This is a genomic window from Sphingomonas sp. CROZ-RG-20F-R02-07 (genome assembly GCF_022662335.1).
Classification (GTDB): Bacteria; Pseudomonadota; Alphaproteobacteria; order Sphingomonadales; family Sphingomonadaceae; genus Sphingomonas.
Genome location: NZ_JAKNQJ010000008.1, coordinates 81290 through 106784, shown reverse-complemented (window position 1 = coordinate 106784; position 25495 = coordinate 81290). Strand labels below are relative to the sequence as shown.

Annotated in this window: 21 protein-coding genes and 1 pseudogene; 14 read left to right on the top strand and 8 right to left on the bottom strand. The window is 66.2% G+C overall.

Annotation, left to right across the window (positions count from 1 at the left end):
• Nucleotides 1–58 precede the first annotated feature (58 nt).
• Complete coding sequence (locus L8H00_RS13070; RefSeq protein ID WP_242097739.1) at nt 59–2161, bottom strand: prolyl oligopeptidase family serine peptidase; 2103 nt, start codon at nt 2159–2161, stop codon at nt 59–61.
• 13 nt (nt 2162–2174) lie between these two features.
• On the bottom strand, nt 2175–2756 hold the full coding sequence (locus L8H00_RS18990) for a serine hydrolase domain-containing protein (RefSeq protein WP_347340732.1): 582 nt from the start codon (nt 2754–2756) through the stop codon (nt 2175–2177).
• A 580-nt stretch (nt 2757–3336) separates the two neighbouring features.
• Here L8H00_RS18990 and L8H00_RS13060 point away from each other — a divergent pair.
• From L8H00_RS13060 to L8H00_RS13040, 5 genes and pseudogenes are all read left to right on the top strand, one after another.
• The gene (locus L8H00_RS13060; protein ID WP_242097738.1) at nt 3337–6240 is read left to right on the top strand and encodes a M14 family zinc carboxypeptidase; all 2904 of its coding nucleotides are present in this window, start codon (nt 3337–3339) and stop codon (nt 6238–6240) included.
• Nucleotides 6241–6508: 268 nt separating this feature from the next.
• Nucleotides 6509–9376: a TonB-dependent receptor gene (locus L8H00_RS13055; protein ID WP_242097737.1), complete on the top strand. Its 2868-nt coding sequence runs from the start codon at nt 6509–6511 to the stop codon at nt 9374–9376.
• A 368-nt stretch (nt 9377–9744) separates the two neighbouring features.
• Nucleotides 9745–10656: a transposase gene (locus tag L8H00_RS13050; protein ID WP_242097736.1), complete on the top strand. Its 912-nt coding sequence runs from the start codon at nt 9745–9747 to the stop codon at nt 10654–10656.
• A gap of 6 nt (nt 10657–10662) precedes the next feature.
• Nucleotides 10663–11076: a hypothetical protein gene (locus tag L8H00_RS13045; protein WP_242097735.1), complete on the top strand. Its 414-nt coding sequence runs from the start codon at nt 10663–10665 to the stop codon at nt 11074–11076.
• Nucleotides 11077–11199: 123 nt separating this feature from the next.
• Nucleotides 11200–11307: pseudogene (locus L8H00_RS13040) on the top strand (IS5/IS1182 family transposase); the annotation flags it as partial.
• Nucleotides 11308–11392: 85 nt separating this feature from the next.
• Here L8H00_RS13040 and L8H00_RS13035 read toward each other — a convergent pair.
• The 4 genes from L8H00_RS13035 to L8H00_RS13020 are packed head-to-tail and all read right to left on the bottom strand — an operon-like array spanning nt 11393 to nt 14149.
• Nucleotides 11393–11962 (bottom strand): hypothetical protein, encoded by a 570-nt coding sequence (locus tag L8H00_RS13035; RefSeq protein WP_242097775.1) that lies wholly within the window; start codon nt 11960–11962, stop codon nt 11393–11395.
• On the bottom strand, nt 11929–12885 hold the full coding sequence (locus L8H00_RS13030; protein WP_242097734.1) for a hypothetical protein: 957 nt from the start codon (nt 12883–12885) through the stop codon (nt 11929–11931). Before L8H00_RS13030 ends, L8H00_RS13035 begins: the two co-directional genes overlap by 34 nt.
• Nucleotides 12882–13538: a plasmid pRiA4b ORF-3 family protein gene (locus L8H00_RS13025; RefSeq protein ID WP_242097733.1), complete on the bottom strand. Its 657-nt coding sequence runs from the start codon at nt 13536–13538 to the stop codon at nt 12882–12884. The genes L8H00_RS13030 and L8H00_RS13025 overlap by 4 nt, the downstream gene beginning before the upstream one ends.
• 23 nt (nt 13539–13561) lie before the next feature.
• Entirely contained in the window at nt 13562–14149 is a 588-nt protein-coding gene (locus L8H00_RS13020) for a recombinase family protein (protein ID WP_242097732.1), read from the bottom strand.
• A 172-nt stretch (nt 14150–14321) separates the two neighbouring features.
• Here L8H00_RS13020 and L8H00_RS13015 point away from each other — a divergent pair, with 172 nt between their 5' ends.
• Nucleotides 14322–14522 carry a hypothetical protein gene (locus L8H00_RS13015; protein ID WP_242097731.1) on the top strand — a complete coding sequence of 67 codons (201 nt, stop codon included), beginning with the start codon at nt 14322–14324 and terminating at the stop codon, nt 14520–14522.
• A 35-nt stretch (nt 14523–14557) separates the two neighbouring features.
• On the opposite strand, the gene L8H00_RS13010 is transcribed toward L8H00_RS13015, so the two are convergent.
• Both L8H00_RS13010 and L8H00_RS13005 read right to left on the bottom strand, forming a co-directional pair.
• Nucleotides 14558–14701 carry a hypothetical protein gene (locus tag L8H00_RS13010; RefSeq protein WP_242097730.1) on the bottom strand — a complete coding sequence of 48 codons (144 nt, stop codon included), beginning with the start codon at nt 14699–14701 and terminating at the stop codon, nt 14558–14560.
• 416 nt (nt 14702–15117) lie between these two features.
• Entirely contained in the window at nt 15118–15570 is a 453-nt protein-coding gene (locus tag L8H00_RS13005; protein ID WP_242097729.1) for an Lrp/AsnC family transcriptional regulator, read from the bottom strand.
• 129 nt (nt 15571–15699) lie between these two features.
• On the opposite strand from L8H00_RS13005, the gene L8H00_RS13000 reads away from it, so the two are divergent.
• The 8 genes from L8H00_RS13000 to L8H00_RS12965 are packed head-to-tail and all read left to right on the top strand — an operon-like array spanning nt 15700 to nt 25412.
• Entirely contained in the window at nt 15700–16929 is a 1230-nt protein-coding gene (locus tag L8H00_RS13000; RefSeq protein WP_242097728.1) for a thiamine pyrophosphate-dependent enzyme, read from the top strand.
• Between the two features lie 4 nt (nt 16930–16933).
• Entirely contained in the window at nt 16934–17947 is a 1014-nt protein-coding gene (locus L8H00_RS12995) for an alpha-ketoacid dehydrogenase subunit beta (protein WP_242097727.1), read from the top strand.
• Nucleotides 17948–17949: 2 nt separating this feature from the next.
• A complete protein-coding gene (locus tag L8H00_RS12990) occupies nt 17950–19215 on the top strand; it encodes a dihydrolipoamide acetyltransferase family protein (protein ID WP_242097726.1) in 1266 nt (421 codons plus the stop codon).
• Nucleotides 19216–19226: 11 nt separating this feature from the next.
• The gene (locus L8H00_RS12985) at nt 19227–20351 is read left to right on the top strand and encodes a branched-chain amino acid aminotransferase (RefSeq protein ID WP_242097725.1); all 1125 of its coding nucleotides are present in this window, start codon (nt 19227–19229) and stop codon (nt 20349–20351) included.
• Complete coding sequence (locus L8H00_RS12980; protein WP_242097724.1) at nt 20341–21507, top strand: acyl-CoA dehydrogenase family protein; 1167 nt, start codon at nt 20341–20343, stop codon at nt 21505–21507. Before L8H00_RS12985 ends, L8H00_RS12980 begins: the two co-directional genes overlap by 11 nt.
• Nucleotides 21504–23102 carry a carboxyl transferase domain-containing protein gene (locus L8H00_RS12975; RefSeq protein WP_242097723.1) on the top strand — a complete coding sequence of 533 codons (1599 nt, stop codon included), beginning with the start codon at nt 21504–21506 and terminating at the stop codon, nt 23100–23102. Before L8H00_RS12980 ends, L8H00_RS12975 begins: the two co-directional genes overlap by 4 nt.
• 10 nt (nt 23103–23112) lie before the next feature.
• Nucleotides 23113–23475, top strand: coding sequence for a nuclear transport factor 2 family protein (locus L8H00_RS12970; protein WP_242097722.1), 363 nt, complete (start codon nt 23113–23115; stop codon nt 23473–23475).
• Nucleotides 23472–25412, top strand: a complete 1941-nt coding sequence (locus L8H00_RS12965) for an acetyl/propionyl/methylcrotonyl-CoA carboxylase subunit alpha (protein ID WP_242097721.1) — start codon at nt 23472–23474, stop codon at nt 25410–25412. Before L8H00_RS12970 ends, L8H00_RS12965 begins: the two co-directional genes overlap by 4 nt.
• Nucleotides 25413–25495 lie beyond the last annotated feature (83 nt).

Genomic DNA, 25495 nt, shown 5'->3' with positions numbered 1-25495 from the left:
CCGTCGATGGCGATCACCCGAAGGAGTTCAAACAGGAGATGCTATCCAGGCGGTGCGTTTAGGGTTTCAGCTTGCGGTGGAGGAAGTCGATGGCGGCGCTATCCGCCTGCAACCAGCTATCATGGCGCAGGAAACCGTGGATTTCGTTGGGCAGGATCACTTCCTCGAACGGCGTTCCCTGCGCCGCCAGCCGGCGGGCGAGGTCAACGGTCTGATCGAAGCGGACGTTGCGATCGTCGTCGCCTTGGATCAGCAGCACCGGCGATCGCCAGCCCTGCAACGCGAATTCCGGCGAGCTTTCAAATGCGATCTTGCTCGCGGCGGCATGGTCGCCCTGCTCGTAGCGCTGTGGGGCGCCCTGTCCGGGCGTCAACGTCCAGTCGTGTACGCCGTGGAAATCCACTCCCGCCTTGAAGATGTCGCTATTACGCGCAAGCGCCTGCGCGGTCAGCAGGCCACCGTACGAGCCGCCCCAGATTCCCAGCCGGTTGGCGTCGACCCCGGGCAACGCCTGAAGGAAGCGGGCACCGGCGACCACGTCCTGATATTCCGCATTACCGGCCGCGCCGGCGTGGTCGGGATGTTGAAAAGCGCGGCCATAGCCGATGCCCAACCGGTAGTTGATCGACAGCACGATATAGCCGTGTGTCGCCAGATACTGGTTCATCGCATAGGCATGGGTGTAATAGTCCATGTACGACCAGCCGAGCAGCATTTGCCGCGACGGGCCGCCGTGGACGAAGACGAGGGCCGGTCGCTTGGCCTGTCCGTTCGGCGCCATGAACAGCTGGCCGTGAACGACTTGGCCATCGGCGGCGGTGAACGTGACCGGGCTGGGAACGATCAGTCGGCCGGAAGGGAAGTCGGTGGCGGCTGGCAGCAGTGCGCGCGACGTGCGCGCCGACGCATTGGCCAGCACCACGTGCGGCGGCACGGCGACCGTCGCCGCGATATAGGCCAGCTTGCCACCCCCGAGCGGAACGGCCGTCCACTCCAGCCCAGTGCCGGGCGTCAGCGCGACGGCCCCGGGATGATCGACCGCGACGCGGAACAGATGGCGGCGATCCGTATCGCCCTTGCTCGTGCCGGCGTTCGCGTCGAACAGCAGCGTATGGCGGTCCGGCGTGAGCGCGACATGCTCCACCATGAACGCGCCAGGGGTGAGCAGGGTCGCCTCGCCGCCCTGGGCCGGGACGGAGTAGAGGTGCGGCCAGCCGTCCATCTCCGCCCGGAACGTCAGGCGATCGTTCGCGGCCCATTGCAGGAATAGGCCGTCCGGCACCGCGGGGTAGGAGCCGTTGATCGTGTCGGGGCTGTGCCACACCTGGCGGGCATCGCCGTTCGCCACCGTCGCCACCCAAAGCGAGAAGGGATTGGGACGCTCGACCAGCGGCGATTGCAGCGCCTGGGGCAGGCCCATGCGACGGGCGAACGCGATCCTGCGTCCATCCGGCGACCAGACCGGCGAATCGTCGTAGGCCGTCGCTGGCGCCAACCAGGTGATTGGGTGGTCCGGGCCGCCGTAACAGCCGATGAAGCTGTGATCGCCACGGCGCGTCACGAACGCCAAGCGGGTGCCGTCGGGCGACCAAGCCAGGCTGTCCACCTTGCCGCGATCATAGAATAGTTTCGCCGCCTTGCCCTGTCCTTCCGACGAGGCGACCCAGGCCTGGCCGTCTTTAATAAAGGCAACGCGACCTGCGGCCGAGACGACCGGGCTTTCCCCCTCGCCGACCTTCACCGGCACGCCGCCCGCCGAGGACACCCAGATCTCCATTTGCGGCTGCACCACCGCGGACGCCGGGTTCGCGGCGGGCATGCCGTTCGCCCACCCGTTATGCTCGACCGCGCCGCGCTCCCAGGCGAGCACCCGACCGTCGGGCGACCAGCCGAGGTCGCTGAGTTCCTGACCGTCGTCGGCGGTGCCGTTCGTCAGCCGCCGCGGTCGGTAATCGGGCGCCTGCGCGAACCATAGGTTGCGCACGCCGTCATGCAATTCGACCCAAGCGATCCGGTCGCCGCTGTCGGGCGCGGTGAGATCGCTTGCGAAGTCATAGGACAGGAAGGCGTCGAGATCCGCAGGGCGCGTCGGGCTGGTCGCCGGGGCGGCGGCGGCGAGCAGCAGCCCCGCGATTCCGGACAGCAGAGATGGGCGTCGCATTCCGGTTCCCCTTTCAGTAATCATGGCCGAAGCCGATTAGGTGGAAGGCCAGCGCTCCCCACCATGCCATTACCGCCGCGGCGACCAGCAGGGTGGCCCATAGCTTCGCGAACCAGCCGCGCGGTGCCGTCCAGGCCAGCCATGCCGTCCACACCGCCGTCCAGGTGAACAGCTTCGATTCCGAGCCGACGCGGAACATGGTGGTCGCCGGATCGACCGGTCGGCGAGCCTGCACATCGGCATAGCCATAGCCGCGTGGGGTCAGCATCTGCCCATCCTTGACGACGATGACCACCGCGCCGGCAATGTCGCCCGCCTGCAACTGCGGCGGAAAGAATCCGTCCAGCCACGCATCAACATCAGCCTTTTGCAACGGTCGGGCCGCAGGCGTCGGCACCGCCTGAGCGGCAGACCGCAGTTTCGCCCCGGCATGAGCGGACGGCACCGCAGGGGGCGGCGTCTGCGCGCTAGTCCCCGACGCCAGCGAAAGCGTCACGACCACCCACAGTACACCACCGCCCGCGCAATCCGGCCCATTGATCGCCGAACCCCGGACAGGCCGATGCGCTCGCCATCCCATCTCATGCTCGCCCATCCCGTTGATATGATCCTGATCGGGATGCTACCGACCATCCGAAGAGGGTCAAGCAGGCCAGCATAAGATATTCTCGTCAGCGGCGAAGGGCCAAGCCTTCCCGGGCCAAAACATGGACCACTAACGTCGGCGCAGCCCGACAACCGCATCATACCTTGGGAGCGTCGGTTCTATTTTGAAGCTCGCGTTCGCGGTTTCGTTGGCAGTGCTGGCCGCTCGCAGCTTCGCACTGCCTGTCGCGGGCTCGCCACTGCTCGCTACCGGCACGCTCTTCGGGTTCTGCTCGGGCCAGGTCGCGCCAGGTCGCGCCTCGCGGTGCGCGTCCGGCTATGCTCGCTCTCGATCTGCGTCGCCGCGGTGCGCGAAGCGACCGATCGGTCGGACGTCGCCATCGCCGGCCCCCGACAAGAAAGCTGTTGTCCTGCTTGAGACCGTCTGACACTCTCGACACCTGCAGCGTCTCGCACGGATGCGAGCCGTGGCGATGGACAGCAAGGGAGTGTCAGATGCGGTTCAAGCAAAGCCCGCTTTCGAACGGAGATCGACCTTGCCGGTAAGTCGGTTCGGGCACCTCGTCCTTTTGAGCACCGTCGTTATCGGCGCACCCGTTGCGGCGCAGACGGCGGCCCAGCCGCAGGACGCCGAATATACCCGGTTAATTCGCCAATACCTCACCGACAAGCGGATCAGCACCGAACTGGTCGACCACATGCCCGCGTCGGACAGTGTGCCCTCGCCGCTGAAGTTCTTCGGCCGCATCCCGGGCACGCCGGGCGAGCTGACCTATGCGACGGATATCGAGCGCTATTATCGCGAGCTCGCGCGCACCTCGCCCAGGGTGCGCCTGCTCCAGCTCGGGACCAGTGAGGAAGGGCGCAACATGGTCGCGCTCGTGGTCGCGGACGCCGATGTGCTGCGCGACCTTGACCGCGACAAGGTGGCCCTCGCCGCGCTCGGCGACCCGCGCCGGACCAGCGAGGCGCAGGCGCGCGAGCTGATCAGAACCGCCAAGCCGATCTACTGGATCACCAGCGGCATTCACTCACCCGAGACCGGCGGGCCGGAAACGCTGATCGAACTCGCCTATCGTCTCGCGGTCGAGGACACGCCGTTCATCGACCACATCCGCAAGAATGTGATCACCTTCATCACGCCGGTGGTGGAGGTCGACGGGCGCGAGAAGATTGTCGACAATTATTACTACGGCAAGAAGACCGGCAAGGTCCGCCCGCCCAATATGTATTGGGGCAAGTACGTCGCGCACGACGATAACCGCGACGGCATGGGGCAGGTGCTCAAGCTGACGCAGAACATCACCCGCGGCGTGCTCGACTGGCACCCGACGGTGCTCCACGACCTGCACGAGGCGCGCTCCTACCTGTATGTCTCGACCGGCACCGGGCCGTACAATCCGTCGCTGAGTCCGCTACAGACGCAGGAATGGTGGCAGCTCGCCCAGGCCGAGCTGACCGAAATGAGCAAGCGCAACGTGCCGGGCGTGTGGACCTACGGCTTTTACGACGGCTGGGTGCCGAATTATCTGTTCTGGATCGCCAACACGCACAACTCGCTCGGCCGCTTCTACGAGGTCGAGTCTTATGGCCCCGATCTCAAGCCCGATCTGAAGCTGGAGCCGGTCGACACCAGCCATGAATGGTACCGGCCCAACCCGCCGTTGCCGTCGATCAGATGGGGGCCGCGCAACAGCGTCAACATCCAGGAATCGGGGTTGTTGTTCGCACTCCATCGCGTCGCGGACGATCGCGCGCTGTACCTCGAGAATTACTGGATCAAGAACCGTCAGTCGATCGAGACCGGGCGGACGGGCGCGGTCAACGCCTGGGTAATCCCGGCGGCGCAGCACGCATCGGGCAATGTGGCGGAGATGATCAACGATCTGCGCCGCCAGGGCGTGGAGGTCAGCCGCGCCGACGCCGCCTTTAGCGCCGGTGGCGTGGCGGTCGCGCCGGGCGATTACGTGATCCGCGCCGACCAGCCCTATCGCACGCTGGCCGACATGTATTTCGCGGTGCAGAGCTATCCCGCGACCAACCCGCGGCCGTATGACGATACCGGCTGGACGATGCAATATATGCGCAACGTCCGCCTGTCGCCGGTCAAAGACGCGTCGGTGCTGACCCGACCGATGACGCTGATGACCGCCGACGCCGTGCCGCCGGGCGGACTATCGGGCACGGGCGGGACGGTGCTGATTGCCGACACCGGCGACACCGCGCTGGTCGGCGTTCGCTTCCGACTCAAGGGCGTGCGAATGCTTGCGGCCGAAGCCCCGTTCGAGGCAGGCGGGAAGCATTACCCCACGGGCAGCTTCATCCTGCCCGCGGCGAACCGTGCGTCGGTAGAGAGCGTGCTCGCCACGCTCGGCCTGCGCGGGGAAGCGGTCGCTGCGGTCCCGGCGGTCGCGACGCACGAGCTGACTGCGCCGCGCATCGGTTTCCTGCACAGCTGGGTTTATACGCAGGACGAGGGCTGGTGGCGCGCCGCGCTCGACCATTACGGCATCCCGTACAGCTATTTCGCCGACACGCTGGCGCGTCGCGGGCGGCTGCGGGCGAAGTACGACGTGCTGATCTATCCCACCGTCGGCAGCGGCCCGCGCGACCAGATCGTCGGCGTGCCGATGACGGGCAAGGACCCGATCCCGTACAAGAAGACCGCCTTGACCCCGAACCTCGGCGTGCTCGACTCCGCCGACGACATCCGCGGCGGGCTCGGCCCCGATGGGCTGGCGGCGCTGCAGGATTTTGTGCGCGCTGGGGGAACGCTGCTCGGCGACGGCTCGACGGTGGAGCTGCTGGCGAGCTTCGGCGCGGCCCCGGGCGTGAGCATCCAGAAGCCGTCGCAGCTCTATACCAAGGGCGCACTGATGCGCGGCGTGTTCGCCGACCGGTCGAGCCCGCTGGTCTATGGCTATGCGGGCAAGGAGATGCCGATCTATTTCGGCGGCGACCCGGTGATGACGGTGGGCGCGACCGCGCGCGACGCGAGCAATACGTATTTTGACCCGAACGGGCCGGGTGTGGGCGTCGCGCAGAACACCACGCCCAACATGAACCCCGCGATGCCCGCGCCGTTCGAGCGTCCCGCCGCCACCAGCGTTCCCAACGCCAACGCCGCCGCGCAGGGCGTACCGCCCGCCGCCGCTGCCGAAGTCCCAAAAACGCCGCCGGGCCCGGTCAGTCCCTTCGCCGTCCCGAAGCCCCGCGTGGTGATGGAGTTTCCCGCCGCGGCGAACGACATCTTGCTCAGCGGGCTCCTCAGCGGCGGGCAGGTGCTCGCGAAGAAGCCGCTGCTCGTCGACGTCACGCTCGGGCACGGGCACATGGTGCTGTATGCGTTGCGCCCGTTCTGGCGGTGGCAGACGCAGGGAAGCTACCGGCTGGCGTTCAACGCGCTGCTTAACTGGAACCACCTCGACGCGGGCGCGGCACGGCGGAACGCGACGGCAACCGGCGGCGAGTAGCAGCTCGCCCCGATGCGCCCCGGGCACGCGCAACGCCACCTCGCATAAGGAGAGACGTTGCTGACTCGCTGATCTATCTTCTCGGCCAGATGCATGTCGAGGGCGGTGTGAAGGCTAAGCTGTTCCCGGCCTTGGTCCCGGGATTGGAACCATATTTCGCTAGAAACCCCTTGACGACATAAACTGTCCCTGCAAGATCGTTCCTAATTCAAAACGATCGCCGTATAAAAATTTGGCGCGGTAAATCAAGCGCGTTCAGGGGGGTATTATGCGATTTTCTGTGAAGGCGTGGAATAGCTTGGCAATTCGCGGGGCAAGCAGTTCCGCGGTTGCCGTCGTGTTACTGCATACGGCAGCCGCGAATGCTCAAACGGCACTGCAGTCCGATAACAGCATACAGGGTCAGACTGCGGGCACTGCCGCGCAGACGCCGCCCCAGAACACCGCCAACGACGCCGGTCCGCAGAACCCGGAAGACATCGTCGTCACGGGATCGCGCATCGATCGGGCGGGGTTCGACCAGCCGACGCCGACCACGGTTATCGGCACTACTGAACTACGCGAGGGCGCGCGGCCAAATCTCCAGCAGGCGCTGAACGACCTGCCCCAATTTCGCGCCACGACGACGCCCGCCGTGTCGATCGGCAATACATCGACCGGTACGGCGCCGGTCGATCTGCGCGGCCTCGGCACTGTCCGGACGCTGACGCTGCTCAATGGGCGGCGGTTCGTCGGCGATAATAATTTGAACTTCGTCCCGCTCGGCTTGATCCGCCAAGTCGACGTGGTGACTGGCGGCGCGTCGGCCGCCTATGGCTCGGGCGCCGTCGCCGGGGTCGTCAATATCATTCTGAACGACAAGCTCAAGGGCCTCTCGCTTGGCGTTCAGGACAGCATTTCGTCGCGCGGGGATGGCCGGCGCTATGGGTTCGATGGAAGTTTCGGGACGTCATTTGCCGAGGGCAAGGGACATCTGATCGCCGGTGCCGAATACGTCAACGACGAGGGTATCGGGCCAGATGGTCGGGCAAGCCGACCGAATCTGGGTGCCGGCGTGGTGCGGGTCAATCCGACGTCGACCACGGATCTGCGCACCCAGCTGACTCCGGATGTGAACTACGGCAATACCGCGGTCGGCGGCCTGATCACCAGCGGCGTGCTGGCGGGGCAAATCTTCAATCCGGACGGCACGTTGCGTCCGTTCCGCGGCGGTACGCAAGTGGGTGCGGCGGCTTTCAACGCCAGCCAGATCGGCGGTGCCGACGCTACCAGCCTTTATGACAACATCAACGTGGCGTCGCCGGTCGAGCGCCTGAGTTCGTATGCACGGCTGAGTTACGATGTCGGTCGGGCCACGATCTGGGTTGACGGCACGTATGGAAGGTCGAAATCTGACTCTGGTTTCTTTCCTGATCTCACCCTGACAACGACGACGATCTCGGCCACTAATCCGTTTCTGTCGCAAGCGATCAGGAATCAGCTGGCCGCCGCTGGGCAGACGAGCTTCAAGCTGGGGCGCTTCTATCCCGACGCCTACACGATCGGGCTCCACTCGCTCCGGCAGGATTACGAGGGTGCGATCGGCATCGACGGCTCGTTTGGCCGGTTCAAGTACAGCGCCCACTATAGTCATGGCGAGGTGACGACCGACCAGCAACTGACCAATTCCCGTCTGGCGACGCAATATGCCAATGCGATCAATGCGGTAGCCGGGCCCAACGGCACCCCGATATGCGCGATCAACGCGGTCACCGTCACCGACGCCGCCTGCGCGCCGATCAATCCGTTCGGCACGGGCAACGTGTCGCCGGCGGCGATCGCCTATACGACCGGCACGCAGATCGCGCATACCCTCAACAAGCTGGATGCCGGGTCGGCGCAGATCCAGGGCGACCTGTTCTCGCTGCCGGCTGGTCCGGTCACCGCGGTGATCGGCGGCGAGATACGTTACGAGAAGCAAACGGCCCAACCCGGCACCGTTCCGATCGCGGGCACCTTCGCGCTCCCAGTCTTCACCAGCACGCTGGCCGGCGGCTTCAACGTAAAGGAAGGTTTCGGCGAAATTGCCGTCCCGCTCATCAACGTGGAAGGCAAGGTTAAGCTCGACCTCAACGGTGCGGCTCGTTATTCGGACTACAGCACCAGCGGCGGTATCTGGTCGTGGAAAGGCGGCGGTACGCTGCGGTTGTTCAACGACCTGCTGCTACGCGCCACACGCTCGCGTGACATTCGTTCGGCGAGCATTACCGAACTGTTCTCGACGCAGCGGATCACCATCGGTCCCCTAGTCGACGCGCAGGCTGCCAAATACGCCGGAACGCCCGGCTACAATGCCAATCCGACGCTGGTGAATACATTCAACGGCGGCAACCCCAACTTAGTGCCCGAGATCGGCAGTACGTTGACGGTCGGCGGGTCCTACTCGCCATCGTTCTTCCCAGGCTTCAGCGTGTCGGTTGATTACTATAACATCAGCATCGCCGGCGCGATCACTACGCTGACCGCATCGCAACTGACCCAAGCCTGCAATGCGGGAAGCACGGCGGCATGTGCCCGGATTGTCCGCGACAATACGGGCACCGTGGTTACCGCGTTCGCTAACTCCCAAAACCTTGCCAATTTCGAGACCAACGGCTTGGATCTGGAAGCGTCGTACATCACGCCGCTCTCGCGCTTCAAGGCAAGCCTTCCCGGCACGATCCGGTTTCGTGCCCTGGCCACCTACATCGCCCGCTTCATCGTCGATACGGGCGTAACCCGGATCAACAGCGCCGGTGACGTGGGCGACGCCACCGCCAACGCGAACCCGCATTGGCGCTCGACGGGCAGCCTGTCCTATGAGAGCAAAGCGGTCGGATTGGATGCCCGCGTCCGGTATGTCGGCGGGGGGCTGGTCAATCATTTGTCTGCGGTCACCACCTCAGCCGCCGGCGTCACCTCGGGGTTGATCAACAACAATGTCGCCTCCCGGACCTACCTGGACCTTGGCATTCAATTCCATGTCCACGATCAGTTCACGTTGTTCGGTAACGTCGACAACGTGTTCAATCGGTCTCCACCGCTGATCACGACCGGAAGCGCGTTTTACGATGAGGTCGGGACGTACTTTACCGCCGGCGCTCGTGTCAAATTCTGAACCGGAGGAGGCGGACGGTCTTGGGCCGTCCGCTTTTCTCCACCTCTGTGAAAGTCATGATCAGATAATACCGATCGTGGGCTTGGTTGTTCTGGATAGGCTGGCGGTCGCGGCATTGACGCCCGCCGGCTTTACTCGCCCGCAGTCCAGCCCCGCCGAGCGCGGTTTGCCGACGTCGTCGGGCTACCAGGGACGAGTAAGCTGTAGCCCGCCAGGTTGTCGGCGCCGCCGACGGGCGAATAGCGGCCCTCGCGGCGACCGTTTCAGCGGTAACGTCTAAGCTCGACTTTCCGCATTTTTGGGGCTGTTGAGTCGGATCGTGGGGCTGGTTGATTCCGTGAACGGTGGAACCGTCACGGAGACGACAGATGGGCGCAGCGGTTGACCGGCAGGACCGGCTGGAAGGGTGGCTGGCTCCGTTCCGGACCCTGTTCACGCAGCCGACCTGGCAGCGCCTGCTGGTGCTGGCGACCGGGGCGATCCTTACAACGCATCGGCGGACGGTTGCAGCCGCGTTGCGGGTGACGGGACGCGGTGAGGATGCGGACTTTTCGCGATATCACGATGTTCTCAGCAGAAGCCGATGGTCCGCGCTGGCGGCTGCCGGGCTTCTGCTGGCGCGGCTGGTCGCGACGTTCGTTCCCTCCGGGCCGGTCGTGATCGGGCTGGACGATACGATCGAGCGGCGCTGGGGCGCGAAGATCGCGGCACGTGGCATTTACCGCGACCCGGTGCGCTCGAGCCATGGCCATTTTGTCAAAGCCAGCGGGCTGCGCTGGCTGTCGGCCATGCTGCTGGTGCCCGTGCCATGGGCACGGCGGGTATGGGCTTTGCCGTTCCTGACCGTGCTGATGCCGTCGCAGCGCTGGGCCGACCGGCGCGGTGTCCGCCACAAGTCACTGGTCGATGGCGCCCGGCATATGCTGTTGCAGGTTGCCAAGTGGCTGCCGGACCGGCGCATCGTCGCGGTCGCCGACAGCGGCTTTTCCGCGATCGGCCTGCTCGACGCCGTGAGCGCCCATGTCTGCATGGTGACGCGGCTGCGGCTCGACGCGCGCCTGTTCGCACGGGCTGTACCCCGCCAGCCAGGCACGAGAGGTCGCCCCCGGCGGACCGGCGAACGGCTCCCGACGCTGGCGCGGCGTCGCGCCGATCCGGCAACCCCGTGGTCGACGCATATCGTCACCGACTGGTACGGCCAAGGCGAACGGCGCGTCGAACTCGCTACCGGATGCGCAGTCTGGAGCCACCCCGGCCGACCAGTCGTGCCGCTGCGCTAACTTATCGTGCGTGATCCCGCCGGACGGTTCAGGCCACAGGCCTTCCTGTCCACCGATCCTGATGTCTCGCCCGCCGACATGCTCGGCTGGTTCATCCGCCGCTGGTCGATTGAGGTGACCTTCGCCGAGGTCCGTCGCCACCTCGGCGTCGAGACGCAGCGTCAGTGGACCGACCGCGCCATCGCTCGCACTACCCCCATGCTGCTGGCGCTGTTCTCGCTCATCACCCTGTTCACCGACGACATCCACAAGGCCCGCACCATCGTCGTGCGTTCCGCACGATGGTACGCCAAGGAAGTTGTGACCTTCAGCGATGCGCTCGCTGCCGTCGACGACAATTATGGGCAGACCAGACTTTCGCCACGTCCCGACACGACCCGCCCCCGCAGAAAACTCCAGATGGCATCCTCGACCGCCTGATCGAACTTGCCTGCTACGCCGCCTGAAATGCGGAAAGTCGAGCTAAGAGACCGACCGAAAATTGAATTGAGCGATTTCAGTGGCTTGTGATTCACCGGGGGTTGCGAAGACCACGAGGATCACATGGGCTGGACCAAAACCGCTCGCCGCGAACATGACAGAAGCGGCCTGCGCCATGCAAGCGACTGCACCGATGGAGAATGGGCTGTCGTCCGGCCATTGTTGAGGCGGACCACCAAGGTGGGCCGCCCGCGCGAGCACAAGGCGCGGACGCTGAGGGATGCGATCCAGTATATCAAAAGCGGAAAGGAGTGCATCACAAACTGGGGGCAACCTGGTCGTCATCGGGTGGTGAGGCAAAGGAGCTTAATGCTGACCGCGCTGCCCGAAATCCCGGCCAGCGACGCCGGAACGAGGTTTCGAGCTCGCCATTGAGCACCTGGGCGCGCGTCTGCAGCGCGAGGTGCGCACCGCGTCTGGTCCAGCGCATCGACTGCCGCTTCGAGAACCGCTTGGCGACGATCTGATTGATCGCGCTCTCCACGAACCCGGACGAGATCCGCTCGCCCGCGCGGTAGCGTTCGCCATAGTCGATGACGCTTCCCGCGTTTCGGCGTATGTAGGTCCCGAATTCACCGATCCCGGCCGCGAGTTTGCGGAGCTTGGCCTGGTTCTCGCCGGTTACCTCCTCGGCCGCACCATCGACGTCGTCCTCAAGCCAGCCGATCTGTTCGACCGCCTCGCGCGCGTGCCCGTGCCAGAGCAGGTGTTTGACGCGATCGAGATCGCCCAGGCGCGCGTCGCGCCATTCAAGCTCGGTTGCGGTGCCCTTGATCATCTGCCCGAGCGCGGTCACTCGCATGGCGACATGGAACCAGTCCAGCACGTGCTCGGCTCGGGGCCGGTGCGGCGCTGAAGCGTGCGCACGCTCTCGCCTCCGTCCGACAGGAACACCAGCTTCTGGTTGGGCTGGTAGCCCTGGTCGCGCAACATTCGGAGCATGCGCCGGCGCGGGTCATCGTCATAAGCCTGCACGAACGCGAAGCATCGGCCGGGCGAAGAGGCGGCCTCGTTCGGGGGTGAGCCCGCCTCACCGTCGCCGCGCGCAAACGAGGTTCGCCCCTTGCCGGCGACAACCTCAAACCAAGAGCCCTCGCGGTCGCGGACATAACCACCGTCGATGCCGACCACCATCGGCCCGTCCGGCACGGCCATGTCGAACAGGTCGCGCTGACAGGCGTCGAACCGCATGGGCTCTTCGGCCTCGAGCGCGACCTCCTCGCGCTCGGCCGCGGCATGAAGATGTCGGCGCACGCATTCCGGCGCGACCGGTCGATCAAGCGGCAGCAGCTCGTTCAACATGCGCGCGGCCAGGCCGAAGGAGACGAGCGACGCCCAGCGCGTCTCCAGGTAAAGGAGCTCGGGCGTAGTACGCTCGGGCAGCAGCGCGGCTAACGGCGTCATCGTCGCGCCTGGCCCCGTGTCGCCGCCACAACCGCAACGCCGCAATCGCTCGGCCGCGACCCGCTGCTCGCCGAAGGCGGTGCGCATCACCATCGGGCGGCGATCCTTCAGCGCGCGATCGGCACCGCAGGCCGGACAGGCACGATGCGCGGCCTGCCATGCGCCGACCTGGGCGGTGACGAGCCGGGCCTGCGCCTCGCGCAACAGCGCGGGCGCCTCGGCGAGCGTCAATCCGAGGGTTTCGGGCGCGAGCTCGCCTGTACGCTCGATCACGATGGCGTTGCCGGACGCCTCGTTTGTCGGGCACGCGCCGATCGCGACGTGCATGGCGCAACGCAAGGTCATGGGTCGGTCTCCTGTTCCGCTCCCGCTAACGCGTGCAGCCGATCGTTCGCCGCCCCCTTGCTGAACGGCTCGGTGAACCGAAGCCGTCGCTGCGATCGGCGCACGATACGGTCCAGGTCGTCCAAACGGTCGGGGTTTGTGATCGGGCTCCAGTCGCCCGACTCCTTCGCCGCCAGCAGATCGCGCCCGAACTCGGCAAAGTCGGCCAAGTCGAGGCTCGCCGAGAGGCCGAGTGCCTCGCCGACCTGCTCGGCGTAACCCGCCGGTCCGCCGCAATCCTCTGGCGGGCAGGTTCCGTTGCCGCCGACGCACCGCGGCACGAACCCGCGCGCGTCGGCCGGCGTCGCCGCCTCGACACGCACCTCGTGCTCCCACCAGTCCCCGAAATCGTAGACGCAGGTGAAGCGCTCGCCAGGCCGGAGGCGAAACTGGGCGAACGGCACGCTCGGATTCCGCCCCGTTTCCGGACCGTAGTCGACGCCATGGAGGTGGAACGACCAGAGGTGCGCGTCCTCCCATCCCATCGCGGCCTGGACCACGCGGTGCAGGCGATCGAGCCGGATCGTGGCGGGAATCACGACCCGTCGCCAAGCGGTCGGCTTCACATCCCGCAGCTGCACGCGCAGCCGGACGAGATCGGCAAGGCCGGTCACGTCCGCGCCCGCGCGCCGTCCAGTCACGCCGCACGCTTCCGTTCGGGTGCCCTTTCCGCGTCGGCTTCGGCGACATAGGCGTATAGCGTGGGCTTGGAGATGCCCATCAACCGGCAGATCTCGCGCACCGTCTTGTCCTTGGCACGATAGAGCTCGACTGCGTGGCGGCGCTTGTCCGGCGAGAGCCGGTGCTTGCGCCCGCCCATGCGGCCCCGCGCGCGCGCGGCCTCCAGGCCCGCCTTGGTCCGCTCGCGAACCAGAGCGCGCTCGAACTCGGCCAAGGCGGCGAACACATGAAAGGTGAGCCTGCCGTTGATAGTCGAAGTGTCGATACCCTCGGTCAACGAGCGAAGCTGCACGCCGTTCTCTTCCAACTGGCGTACGAGCGCGATCAGGTCGGGGAGTGAGCGGCCGAGCCGGTCGAGGCGCCACACGACCAGCTGGTCGCCCGCGCGCGCATACTCGAGCGCCGCGGCCAGGCCGGGCCGGTCGGTCCTGGCACCCGACTTCTTGTCCTCGAAAGTCTTCTGGCATCCGGCACGGGCGAGCGCATCGCGCTGCAGGTCGAGGTGCTGGTCCTCGGTCGACACCCGGGCATAGCCGATAAGCAAGGGCAGGATCCTGTTCCGGGCAGGAAAGCCGTCAGAAGGCGGCTGTCATTGCCCTAGATAGAATGACCTGATTGCCTTACTGCGCTCCAGCACTGAACGCGAGCGCCGTGTCAACGTGCCGGATGACGAGCAATTATCCGCTCCTTTGCCTTGCCACCCGATGACGACCAGGTTGCCCCCAATTTGTGATGCACTCCATGTCGCGGGCGAAGGGTGCGACGAGGCCGAGGTGCTGGCGATCATGTCGAGCTTGGACGAGGAGTTGATGCGCGAACTGCTGACGCTGCACGAGGGGCGCAAGGGTGTTCCCGCGGCGAAGCCGGCTGGACGCAGGCGGGCACCGCTGGCGGCGCTCTCCAGCGCTGCCCGCTAAACCGGGCGGACGACGGCCGGCGGATTGAGCGAACGTCAGGGTCGCAGCTTCACCAGCGTCGCGCGCCGCACGCTGGGGATCGCGCCGATCTTGTTCAGCAAGATGTCGGCCCGCAGGCCCTCGGGCCGGTCGAGGTCGATCGAGAGGCTCAGGGTCGCCGGTGTCCTGGTCAGCGCCATGCTCCAAGGAATGGTTTCGAATTGCACCAGAAGACCTAGAATGCGGGGCAGTAGGTTGGGGCAGATGTCGCCCACGATCCGAAAGCGGACGCGATTCGGACAGGGATTGGAAGCCGACGTGGAAGCCCGGCTGGACCGGTGGGACATGGGAAGCCCTTGACGGGTGAGCGAGAGGTGGCGCCCGCATGCGTGCGCCGCGACGAGCAGGGGTCCGGATCAGATGATCCGGCTGCTAATTCGCTTGCCGATCTTCCACGCGCGCACGCTCGGCAGCCGCTGAACCCTTGTTCGCATTGTCGAGAGCGCGTTCACTCCACTGCGGTAATGCGTTTCGCCCTCCGGGGAAAGTACTACCGATGTCGAAAGCACGAACGTGCATTGCGCGGGCGCTGCTTGCCGGAGGCGGGACCCTGCCGCTAGACGGGCAAGTCGGTGGTCGCCTTGACTTGCTTCAGGGCAAAGGACGAATTGACCGCCGAGACGCCCGGCAAGTGCAGCAAGACCTTTTTCAGAAATCGCTCGTAATCCTCGATGCTGCGCGCGACGATCCGCATCAGATAGTCGCTATCGCCGCTCATCGAGAAACATTCGACGATTTCCGGATGGGCGCAGACCTGCGTCTCGAAGCCCTCGAGCGTGACTTCGTCGTGACCGGCGATACGTACGTGGGCGATGACACTGACGGGATAGCCGACCTTGGCCGGATCAAGCAGCACGGCACGCCCTAGGATCACGCCGGTGGTCTCCAGCGTCTTGAGGCGTCGCCAGCACGGTGTCTGCGATAGGCCGACGCGCGCCGCCAAATCCGCGGTGGTCAGGTCGGGCTCCGACTGAATGTGGCGAAGTATCGCGCGATCGTAATTGTCCATTGGAACAGCATTCCTCCGCGGTCGAGCTACTTAGAATGAAATTTTACCAACCGTGCCCAAAATTAGAAAAAAAAGAAAACCTATCTTAGCGCGATGTGCAAGAATGTCGCCCACGCTGGAGAGGGTCGGATGTCTGGATCACTGCCACTTCGCCTGTTCGTCCCCGAGCCGTCCGCGCGACCCGGGGACATCCCCGACTTCTCTCATCTCCGCTTCGATCCGGCGGGCGCCGTCGCCCGACCCGATCCCTGTTCGGCCGAGTCGACGCTGCGCCATCTCCCGTATGCGCTGCTGCGAATCCTGGACGAGGAGGGCAAAGCTGTCGGCGACTGGGTTCCGGACGTGAGCGCGGACGTGCTGATCGCCGGATTGCGGGCGATGGTGCAGACGCGCCTGTTCGAGGACCGCATGTTCCGCGCGCACCGGCAGGGCAAGACGAGCTTCTTCATGAAGTCGACCGGCGAGGAGGCGATCGGAGTCGCTCAGGCGATGGCGCTGGCGCCGGGCGACATGTGCTTTCCGACCTACCGTGTCCAGGGCTGGCTGATCGCGCGCGGATATCCGATGGAACAGATGATCCACCAGATCTACTCGAACGAAAAGGACCCGCTCAAAGGACGTCAGCTGCCGATCCTCTACTCGGCGCGCGACTATGGCTTCTACTCGCTATCCGGGAACGTCGGCAGCCGGTTCGGTCACGCGGTCGGTTGGGCGATGGCATCGGCGTACAAGGGCGATACCCGCATCGCACTCGGCTATATCGGCGACGGCACCACGGCGGAGGGCGACTTCCACGAGGCGCTCACCTTTGCTGCGGTGTACCGTGCGCCCGTCATCCTCGCCGTCACCAACAACCAGTGGGCGATCTCCACCTTTTCCGGCATCGCCGGCGCCGAACACGTGACCTTTGCGGCAAAGGCGCTGGCCTATGGCATCCCCGGACTGCGGGTCGATGGCAACGACTTCCTGGCGGTGTGGGCCGCGACCGAGTGGGCGGCGGCGCGGGCGCGGGCGAACGGGGGCGCGACGCTGATTGAGTTCGTGACCTACCGGGCGTCGGGCCATTCCACCAGCGACGATCCCACCAAATATCGCCCCGCCGACGAGGCGGCGCACTGGCCGCTGGGCGATCCGGTGGTGCGCCTGAAGGCGCATCTGATCGGGCGGGGCGACTGGTCGGAGGAGCGCCACGTGCAGATGGAAGCGGAACTGACCGAAGCGCTCCGCACCGCGCAGCGGGCGGCGGACGCGGTCGGCACTCTTGGCAAGTCCAAGCCCCCGCTTTCCGAAATGTTCGAGGGCGTGTTCAAGGAACCCGATTGGCGCGTGATCGAGCAGCGCCGCGAGCTGGGGATCTGATCGCATGACGACCATGAACATGATCCAGGCGCTCAACTCCGCGCTGGACGTCAAGCTCGGGCAGGATCCCGACACGCTGATCTTCGGCCAGGACGTCGGCTATTTCGGCGGCGTCTTCCGCGTGACCGACGGGCTGCAAAAGAAGCACGGCCTGACCCGTTGCTTCGACGCGCCGATCAGCGAGGGAGGCATCATCGCCACCGCCATCGGCATGGGTGCCTATGGTCTGCGTCCGGTGCCGGAGATCCAGTTCGCCGACTATATTCTGCCTGCCTTCGATCAGCTGGTCAGCGAGGCGGCGCGGTTGCGCTATCGCTCGAACGGGGAGTTCTCGGCGCCGATCACGGTACGCAGCCCCTATGGCGGCGGGATCTTTGGCGGGCAGACCCACAGCCAGTCGCCGGAGGCAATCTTTGCGCACATCACCGGGCTGAAGACGGTTATCCCTTCCAACCCGTATGACGCCAAGGGGCTGCTGATCGCGGCGATCGAGTGCGACGACCCGGTGATCTTCCTGGAGCCCAAACGCCTCTATAACGGACCGTTCAACGGCAGGCATGACCAGGCGCTCAGGACCTGGGCGGGCCTGCCCGAGGCGGACGTGCCCGAAGGGCATTACACCGTGCCGCTGGGGCAGGCGGCCGTTGTTCGCGCCGGAACCGACGCCACCGTGCTCGCCTATGGCACGATGGTGCACGTTGCGGCGGAGGGCATCGCGGAGAGCGGCATCGATGCCGAACTCGTCGACCTGCGCTCGATCGTCCCACTGGACGTGGACACGATCGTGGAGTCGGTGACCAGAACCGGGCGTTGCGTGATCCTGCACGAGGCATCGCGCTTCGGCGGCTTCGGGGGGGAGCTTTCCGCGCTGATCCAGGAACGCTGCTTCTGGGCGCTGAAAAGTCCGATCGTACGCGTCGCGGGCTGGGACACGCCCTACCCGCATGCCTTCGAATGGGATTATTTTCCCGGCCCGGGCCGGCTCGCCGCCGCGCTCGCAAGTGTCATGGAGAATTGAGCGTGGGCCGCTTCCAATTCCGCCTGCCCGACATCGGCGAAGGCGTCGCAGAAGCCGAGGTCACCGTCTGGCATGTCAAGCCGGGCGATACGGTTCGCGAGGACCAGAGCCTGGTCGACGTGATGACCGACAAGGCGACCGTCGACATGACCTCGCCGGTCGACGGCGTCGTGCTTTCGATCAACGGCGAGGTCGGGGCGATGATCCCGGTCGGCGCGGTCCTAGTCGAGCTGGAGGTCGCCGGCAGCGGCGACGGTGAGGCCGAGGCGGCCCGCACCGCCCCGCCATCCTCTCCCGAACCGGCCGCGTCGCGGGCCGATCCGCTGCCGCCGGTCGCACCACCGGTGCCAGCGTCCGGCGCCTTTGTCCCCCGCGATATCACGCCTGGACTCGCTCCCGTCGCGGCGCCCTCGACCCGGCGACGCGCTCGGCAGGCAGGGATCGACCTGCGCAACGTGCCGGCTACCGGCACCGCCGGCCGCATCACCTCCTACGATCTCGACGCCTTTCTGGCGCACACGCCCGACGGTGGCGGAACGGCTCCGGTCGCCGAGCGATACGCCAGGCGGAGCGGCGTTCGCGACACGCGGATCATCGGGCTGCGGCGCCGGATCGCGGAGAAGATGCAGGAGGCCAAGCGGCGCATCCCGCACATCGCCTATGTCGAGGAAGTCGACGTCACCCAGCTTGAGGCGCTGCGACTGGATCTGAACGCGAACAGGAGGTCCGACCAGCCCAAGCTGACGCTGTTGCCGTTCCTCATCCGGGCGCTGGTGCGTGTGGTTCCGGACTTTCCCCAGATCAACGCCCGCTACGACGACGATCAGGGCGTGCTCCACGCGCACGATGCCGTTCACGTCGGCATCGCCACGCAGACGCCGGGCGGCCTGATGGTTCCCGTCCTGCGCCACGCCGAGGCGCGCGACCTGTGGACGCTCGCGGCGGAGCTGACCCGGCTCAGCGCCGCGGCGCGCGACGGCACAGCGCAGCGCGACGAGCTTGGGGGTTCCACCATCACGATCACGTCGCTGGGGGCGCTCGGCGGCATCGCCACCACCCCGGTCATCAACCATCCCGAAGTCGCGATCCTCGGTCCCAACAAGATCGTCGAGCGCCCCGTCGTCGAGGGGCAGTTCATCACCGTTCGCAAGATGATGAACCTGTCGTCCTCCTTCGACCACCGGATCGTCGATGGGTACGACGCGGCCCTGTTCATCCAGCGGCTGAAGCGATCGATCGAGCATCCCGCACTGATTTTCATGGATTGACCGGAAAGAGCATGTCGACGACCCAGCCCTTCATAACCGATCCGCATCCCGATCCGGTGTCCGACACGGCACGGGCCGCGTTGCTGGAGGATCCGGCGTTTGGCCGGGTGTTCACCGACCATATGGCGGTCGCGACCTGGACGGAGGGACGCGGGTGGCACAGCGCGAGGGTCGAGGCCCGACGCCCGTTCACGCTCGATCCGGCTTGCGCGGTCCTGCACTATGCACAGGAGATATTCGAAGGTCTGAAGGCGTACCGTGCCGCCGATGGCGGAACCACGCTGTTTCGCCCCGAGCAGAACGCGCGCCGGTTCAATGCGTCGGCCGCCCGGATGGCCATGCCGCAGCTTGCCGAGGCCATGTTCCTCCACGCGATCGAAGCGCTCGTCAGGGCCGACGAGGCCTGGGTTCCCGGTGGCGACGGCAGCCTCTACCTCCGCCCCTTCATGTTCGCGTCCGAAGCGTTCCTGGGCGTGAAACCGGCCAGCGAATACACCTTCTGCGTGATCGCGTCGCCCGCCGGTGCCTATTTCAAGGGCGGCAAGCAGGCGATCTCGCTCTGGGTGTCGGACCACCTCAATCGCGCCGGTCCGGGCGGTACGGGAGAAGCAAAGTGCGGCGGAAATTACGCTGCCAGCCTCCTGGCGCAGGCCGAGGCGTATCGGCACGGCTGCGATCAGGTGGTGTTCCTGGACGCGATCGAGCATCGCTGGGTCGACGAACTCGGCGGCATGAACATCTTCTTCCTGTTCGACGACGGGCGGATGGTGACGCCGCCGCTCGGCGGCACGATCCTGCCGGGCATAACCCGCGCGTCAATTATTGAACTGGCGCGGCGTCGCGGACTCATCGTCGAGGAGCAGCCCTATTCGGTCGACCAGTGGCAGGCGGATGCTCGTGACGGCTCGCTCTGCGAAGTCTTCGCGTGCGGCACCGCCGCCGTCCTCACCGCCATTGGCGAGGTTAGAAGTGGCAGGGGCAGCTGGACGATCGGCAACGGCGAAGAAGGTCCGCGCACCGCCGAGATCAAGGCCGAACTGGTCGGCATACAGCGCGGAACGGTGCCTGACCCGGACGGCTGGAACCACCGTATCGGTCCGTTCGAATCACAGAGCGAGGTACATGATGTCCGTTGAGTTCGATTTCGCGCTGGGCGAGACCGCAGATATGATCCGCGACACCACGCGTCGCTTCGCCGCAGAGCGCATCACGCCCTTGGCCGCGCGCATCGATTCGGAGGATTGGTTCCCGCGCGACCTGTGGCCAGAGATGGGTGAACTCGGCCTGCACGGTATAACCGTGGGCGAGGACGATGGCGGGTTGGGCCTCGGCTACCTCGAGCACGTCATCGCCTGCGAGGAAGTGTCCCGCGCCTCCGCCTCCGTCGGCCTCAGCTACGGGGCCCACTCCAACCTGTGCATCAACCAGATCCGCCGCTGGGCTACCCCTGAGCAGAAGGCCAAGTACCTCCCCAAGCTGATCAGCGGCGAACACGTCGGCAGCCTAGCCATGTCGGAAGCGAGCGCCGGCTCCGACGTCGTCTCGATGAAGCTCCGCGCGGTCGCGACCGACGGCGGCTACGTGCTCAACGGCACCAAGTTCTGGATCACCAACGCCGCCTACGCCGACACGCTCGTCGTCTATGCCAAAACGGGCGAGGGCAGCCGCGGCATTACCGCCTTCCTGATCGAAGCGGGCACCCCCGGTTTATCGATCGGGCAGAAGATCGACAAGATGGGCATGCGCGGCTCGCCCACCGCCGAACTCGTGTTCGACGATTGCTTCGTCGCCGATACTCAGGTCATGGGCCCGCTCAATGGCGGCGTCGGCGTGCTGATGAGCGGCCTCGATTACGAGCGCGCCGTGCTCGCCGGCATCCAGCTCGGCATCATGCAGGCGTGCCTGGACGTGGTCATTCCCTATGTCCGCGAGCGCAAGCAGTTCGGCCAGCCCGTAGGCAGCTTCCAGCTGATGCAGGCCAAGATCGCGGACATGTACGTCGCCCTCAACAGCGCCCGCGCCTATGTCTATGCGGTCGCGAAGAGCTGCGATGCGGGCAAGACCACCCGCTTCGACGCGGCCGGCGCGATCCTGCTCGCGAGCGAAAATGCCGTGCGCGTGGCTGGCGAGGCGATCCAGGCGCTCGGCGGCGCGGGCTACACCAAGGATTGGCCCGTCGAACGCTACCTCCGCGATGCCAAGCTGCTCGACATCGGCGCAGGCACCAACGAGGTCCGCCGCATGTTGATCGGCCGCGAACTGGTCGGGGCAGGGGAGCGAGTCGCCCAGTGACCGCTCCCGTCCTTGACACCAAGATCGACGCGAACAGCGACCAGTTCCGCGCCAACGCCACCCACAACCGCGCTCTTGCCGACGAGCTCCGCGCGCGCGTGGCGCAGGCAGCTCTCGGTGGCGGCGAAAAGTCCCGCGAGCGCCATACCTCCCGCAACAAACTCCTCCCCCGCGACCGGGTCGAACGCCTGCTAGACCCCGGCTCGCCGTTCCTGGAGATCGGCCAACTCGCCGCCAACGGGCTGTACGACAACGAAGTCCCCGGCGCCGGCATGATCGCCGGTATCGGCCGCGTCTCCGGCCGGCAGGTGATGATCGTCTGCAACGACGCGACGGTGAAGGGCGGCACCTATAATCCGCTAACCGTCAAGAAGCACCTGCGCGCGCAGGAGATCGCCCAACAGAACCGGCTGCCCTGCGTCTACCTCGTCGACAGCGGCGGCGCCAACCTGCCGCACCAAGCGGACGTCTTCCCCGACCGCGACCATTTCGGCCGGATCTTCTTCAACCAGGCGAACATGTCCGCGCTCGGCATCCCCCAGGTCGCCTGCGTGATGGGCAGCTGCACCGCCGGCGGCGCCTATGTCCCCGCCATGTCCGACGAAAGCGTGATCGTCCGCAACCAGGGCACGATCTTCCTCGCCGGTCCGCCGCTGGTCAAGGCCGCGACCGGCGAGGTGATCAGCGCCGAAGAGCTCGGCGGCGCCGACACCCACGGCCGCAAGTCCGGCGTCGTCGATCACGTCGCCGAGAACGACGAGCACGCGCTCACCATCGTCCGCGACATCGTCTCCACCTTCGCGCCCGCGGCGAAGACCGAGGTCAACCTCCGCGATCCCCGCCCGCCGAAATACGCTGTTGAGGACCTGTACGGCATCGTCCCCCAGGACGTCCGCGCCCCCTATGACGTCCACGAAGTCATCGCCCGCCTGGTCGACGCCTCCGAGTTCCACGAGTTCAAGGCGCTGTACGGCGCGTCACTGGTCTGTGGCTTCGCGCACATCTGGGGCCAGCCGGTCGCGATCCTCGCCAACAACGGCGTGCTGTTCTCGGAATCCGCGCAGAAGGGCGCCCACTTCATCGAACTGGCCTGCCAGCGCCGCATCCCCCTCCTGTTCCTCCAGAACATCAGCGGCTTCATGGTCGGCGGCCGCTACGAGGCGGAGGGCATCGCCAAGCACGGCGCCAAGCTCGTCACTGCCGTCGCCACCGCCAGCGTCCCCAAGATCACGATCCTGATCGGCGGCAGCTTCGGCGCCGGCAACTACGGCATGTGCGGCCGGGCCTACTCGCCCCGGTTCCTGTTCACCTGGCCCAACGCCCGGATCAGCGTGATGGGCGGCGAGCAGGCGGCTTCGGTGCTGGCCACCGTCCACCGCGATGCGGAGAACTGGACACCGGAAGAGGCCGAGACCTTCAAGGCCCCCGTCCGCCAGAAGTACGAGGACGAAGGCAACCCGTATTACGCCACCGCCCGCCTGTGGGACGACGGCGTCATCGACCCCGCTCAGACCCGCGACGTCCTCGGCCTCGCCCTGGCGACGACGCTTCAGGCACCCATCGAAGAGCCACGCTTCGGCGTGTTCCGGATGTGAGGGAACCACGATGATCATCCCGCAAAGATGGGCGGAGAAGTGGGTTGCCGCCTGGAACGCCCGCGACTTGGACGGCCTGATGGCGATGTATGCCGACGACGTGCAGCTCCGCTCGCCCTTCGCCAAGCTCTACGCGACCGACGGCGTGATCCGCGGCAAGGCCGAGCTGCGGGCGTATTGGGGCGAGGTCATCCGCCGCCTGCCGAAGCTCGATCTGCAACTGGTCCGGGTCTACAGCGGGCATCTCACCCTCGCGTTCCACTACCGTGACGACAGCGGCCGCGACGTGATCGAGACGGTGCTGTTCAACGTGGCGGACTTGGCGGTGTCGGAGACCGCATGCATCGACAAGCCGCGAGTGGGGGCGGCATGATCACCTCTCTTCTCATCGCCAACCGGGGCGAGATCGCGTGCCGGGTCATCCGCACCGCGCGCCGGCTCGGCATCCGCACGATCGCCGTCTACTCCGACGCGGACGCCCAGGCCCTTCACGTCCGCCAGGCCGACGAAGCCGTCCACATCGGCCCGTCGCCGGCGCGTGAGAGCTATCTCCTCGGCGACTGCATCATCGCCGCCGCCAAGCAAACCGGCGCCGAGGCCATCCACCCAGGCTACGGCTTCCTTTCCGAGAACGCCGACTTCGCCCAGGCCGTGCTCGACGCCGGCCTGATCTGGGTCGGCCCGCGCCCGGACAGCATCCGCGCCATGGGCCTGAAGGATGCCGCCAAGAGCCGCATGATCGCCGCCGGCGTCCTTGTCACCCCCGGCTATCTCGGCGACGACCAGAGCCCCGAGCGCCTCCAGGCCGAAGCCGACGCGATCGGCTATCCCGTCCTCATCAAGGCGGTCGCCGGCGGCGGCGGGAAGGGCATGCGCCGGGTCGAGAGCGCGGCCGAGTTCCTCGACGCGCTCGGCTCCTGCCGCCGCGAAGCCGCCTCGTCCTTCGGCGACGACCGCGTGCTGCTCGAGAAATACATCCTCTCGCCCCGCCACATCGAGGTGCAGGTCTTCGGCGACACCCACGGCAACGTGGTCCATTTGTTCGAACGCGACTGCTCGCTCCAGCGCCGCCACCAGAAGGTGATCGAGGAAGCCCCCGCGCCCGGCATGGACGAGGCCACCCGCGCCGCCGTCTGCGACGCGGCGGTGCGCGCCGCCAAGGCGGTCGACTATGTCGGTGCCGGCACGATCGAGTTCATCGCCGACGCCAGCGAAGGCCTGCGCGCCGACCGCATCTGGTTCATGGAGATGAACACCCGCCTCCAGGTCGAACATCCGGTGACCGAAGAGATCACCGGCCAAGACCTGGTCGAATGGCAACTCCGCGTCGCCAGCGGCGAACCGCTGCCCAAGCGGCAGGAGGAGTTGCGCATCGACGGCTGGGCGATGGAGGCTCGGCTGTATGCGGAGGACCCGAGCACAGGGTTCCTGCCGTCGACCGGCACTCTCGAACGCTTCAATCTACCAGATACGATCCGTCCTTCGCGCTACCGCGCAGAACTCAGCGGCACTCGGTACAAGCTCGACTTCGATGGCCACGCCCGTATCGAAACCGGAGTCGAGCAAGGCTCGACCATATCGCCCTTCTACGATCCCATGATCGCGAAGGTGATCTGCCACGCCGACGACCGGCGGACGGCAGCACATGGGTTGTCCCGGCTTATCTGGGACGTGCAGGTCTGGCCGGTGAAAACCAATGCGACATTCATCGGCTCTGCGCTTGTCGATCCCGATTTCATGGCCGGGCGGGTCGATACCGGCTTCATCGAGCAAAAACTGGACGATCTCGTCTATCCAATCGATCCGCCGGGCTGGCTGCTCGCGCTCGTGGGACGCGAGTACGTCGATGCCTCGGCGCCGGCTCCGGCGGGATTTCGGCTGAACGGCCATACAAGATCGGCTACCCGGCTGATGAGCGGGGCAGAGGTGTACGAGGCCGACCTCGCGAGCCCCGCCACTTACGATCAGAAGCATTATGCACTAATCGAGAAGGCTGACGATCATACTTGGGTAACGATGCAGGGGCGAACCTGGCGATTCGAGCCGGCGCGGTTCGAGGGAGTCGCCGCCGGCACCGCCGCCGACGGTGCGATCCTCGCGCCCATGCCCGGCCGCGTCATTGCGGTGGAGGTCGCCGCGGGCGATCGCGTCGCCAAGGGCCAGAAGCTCGTCACCCTCGAGGCGATGAAGATGGAGCATGCGCTCACCGCGCCCTTCGACGGCACCGTCGCCGAACTCAACGCCAGCGAAGGCGGGCAGGTGACCGAGGGCACGACACTGGCCCGGGTGGAGCGGGAAGGTTCGTTATAGGTCTCCGTCACCCGCCCTACTAGTTCACCGGCGGCGCGGAAAGCAGCGATACCCGCACCGAGCTGGTGAGTGTGATCGCGGCC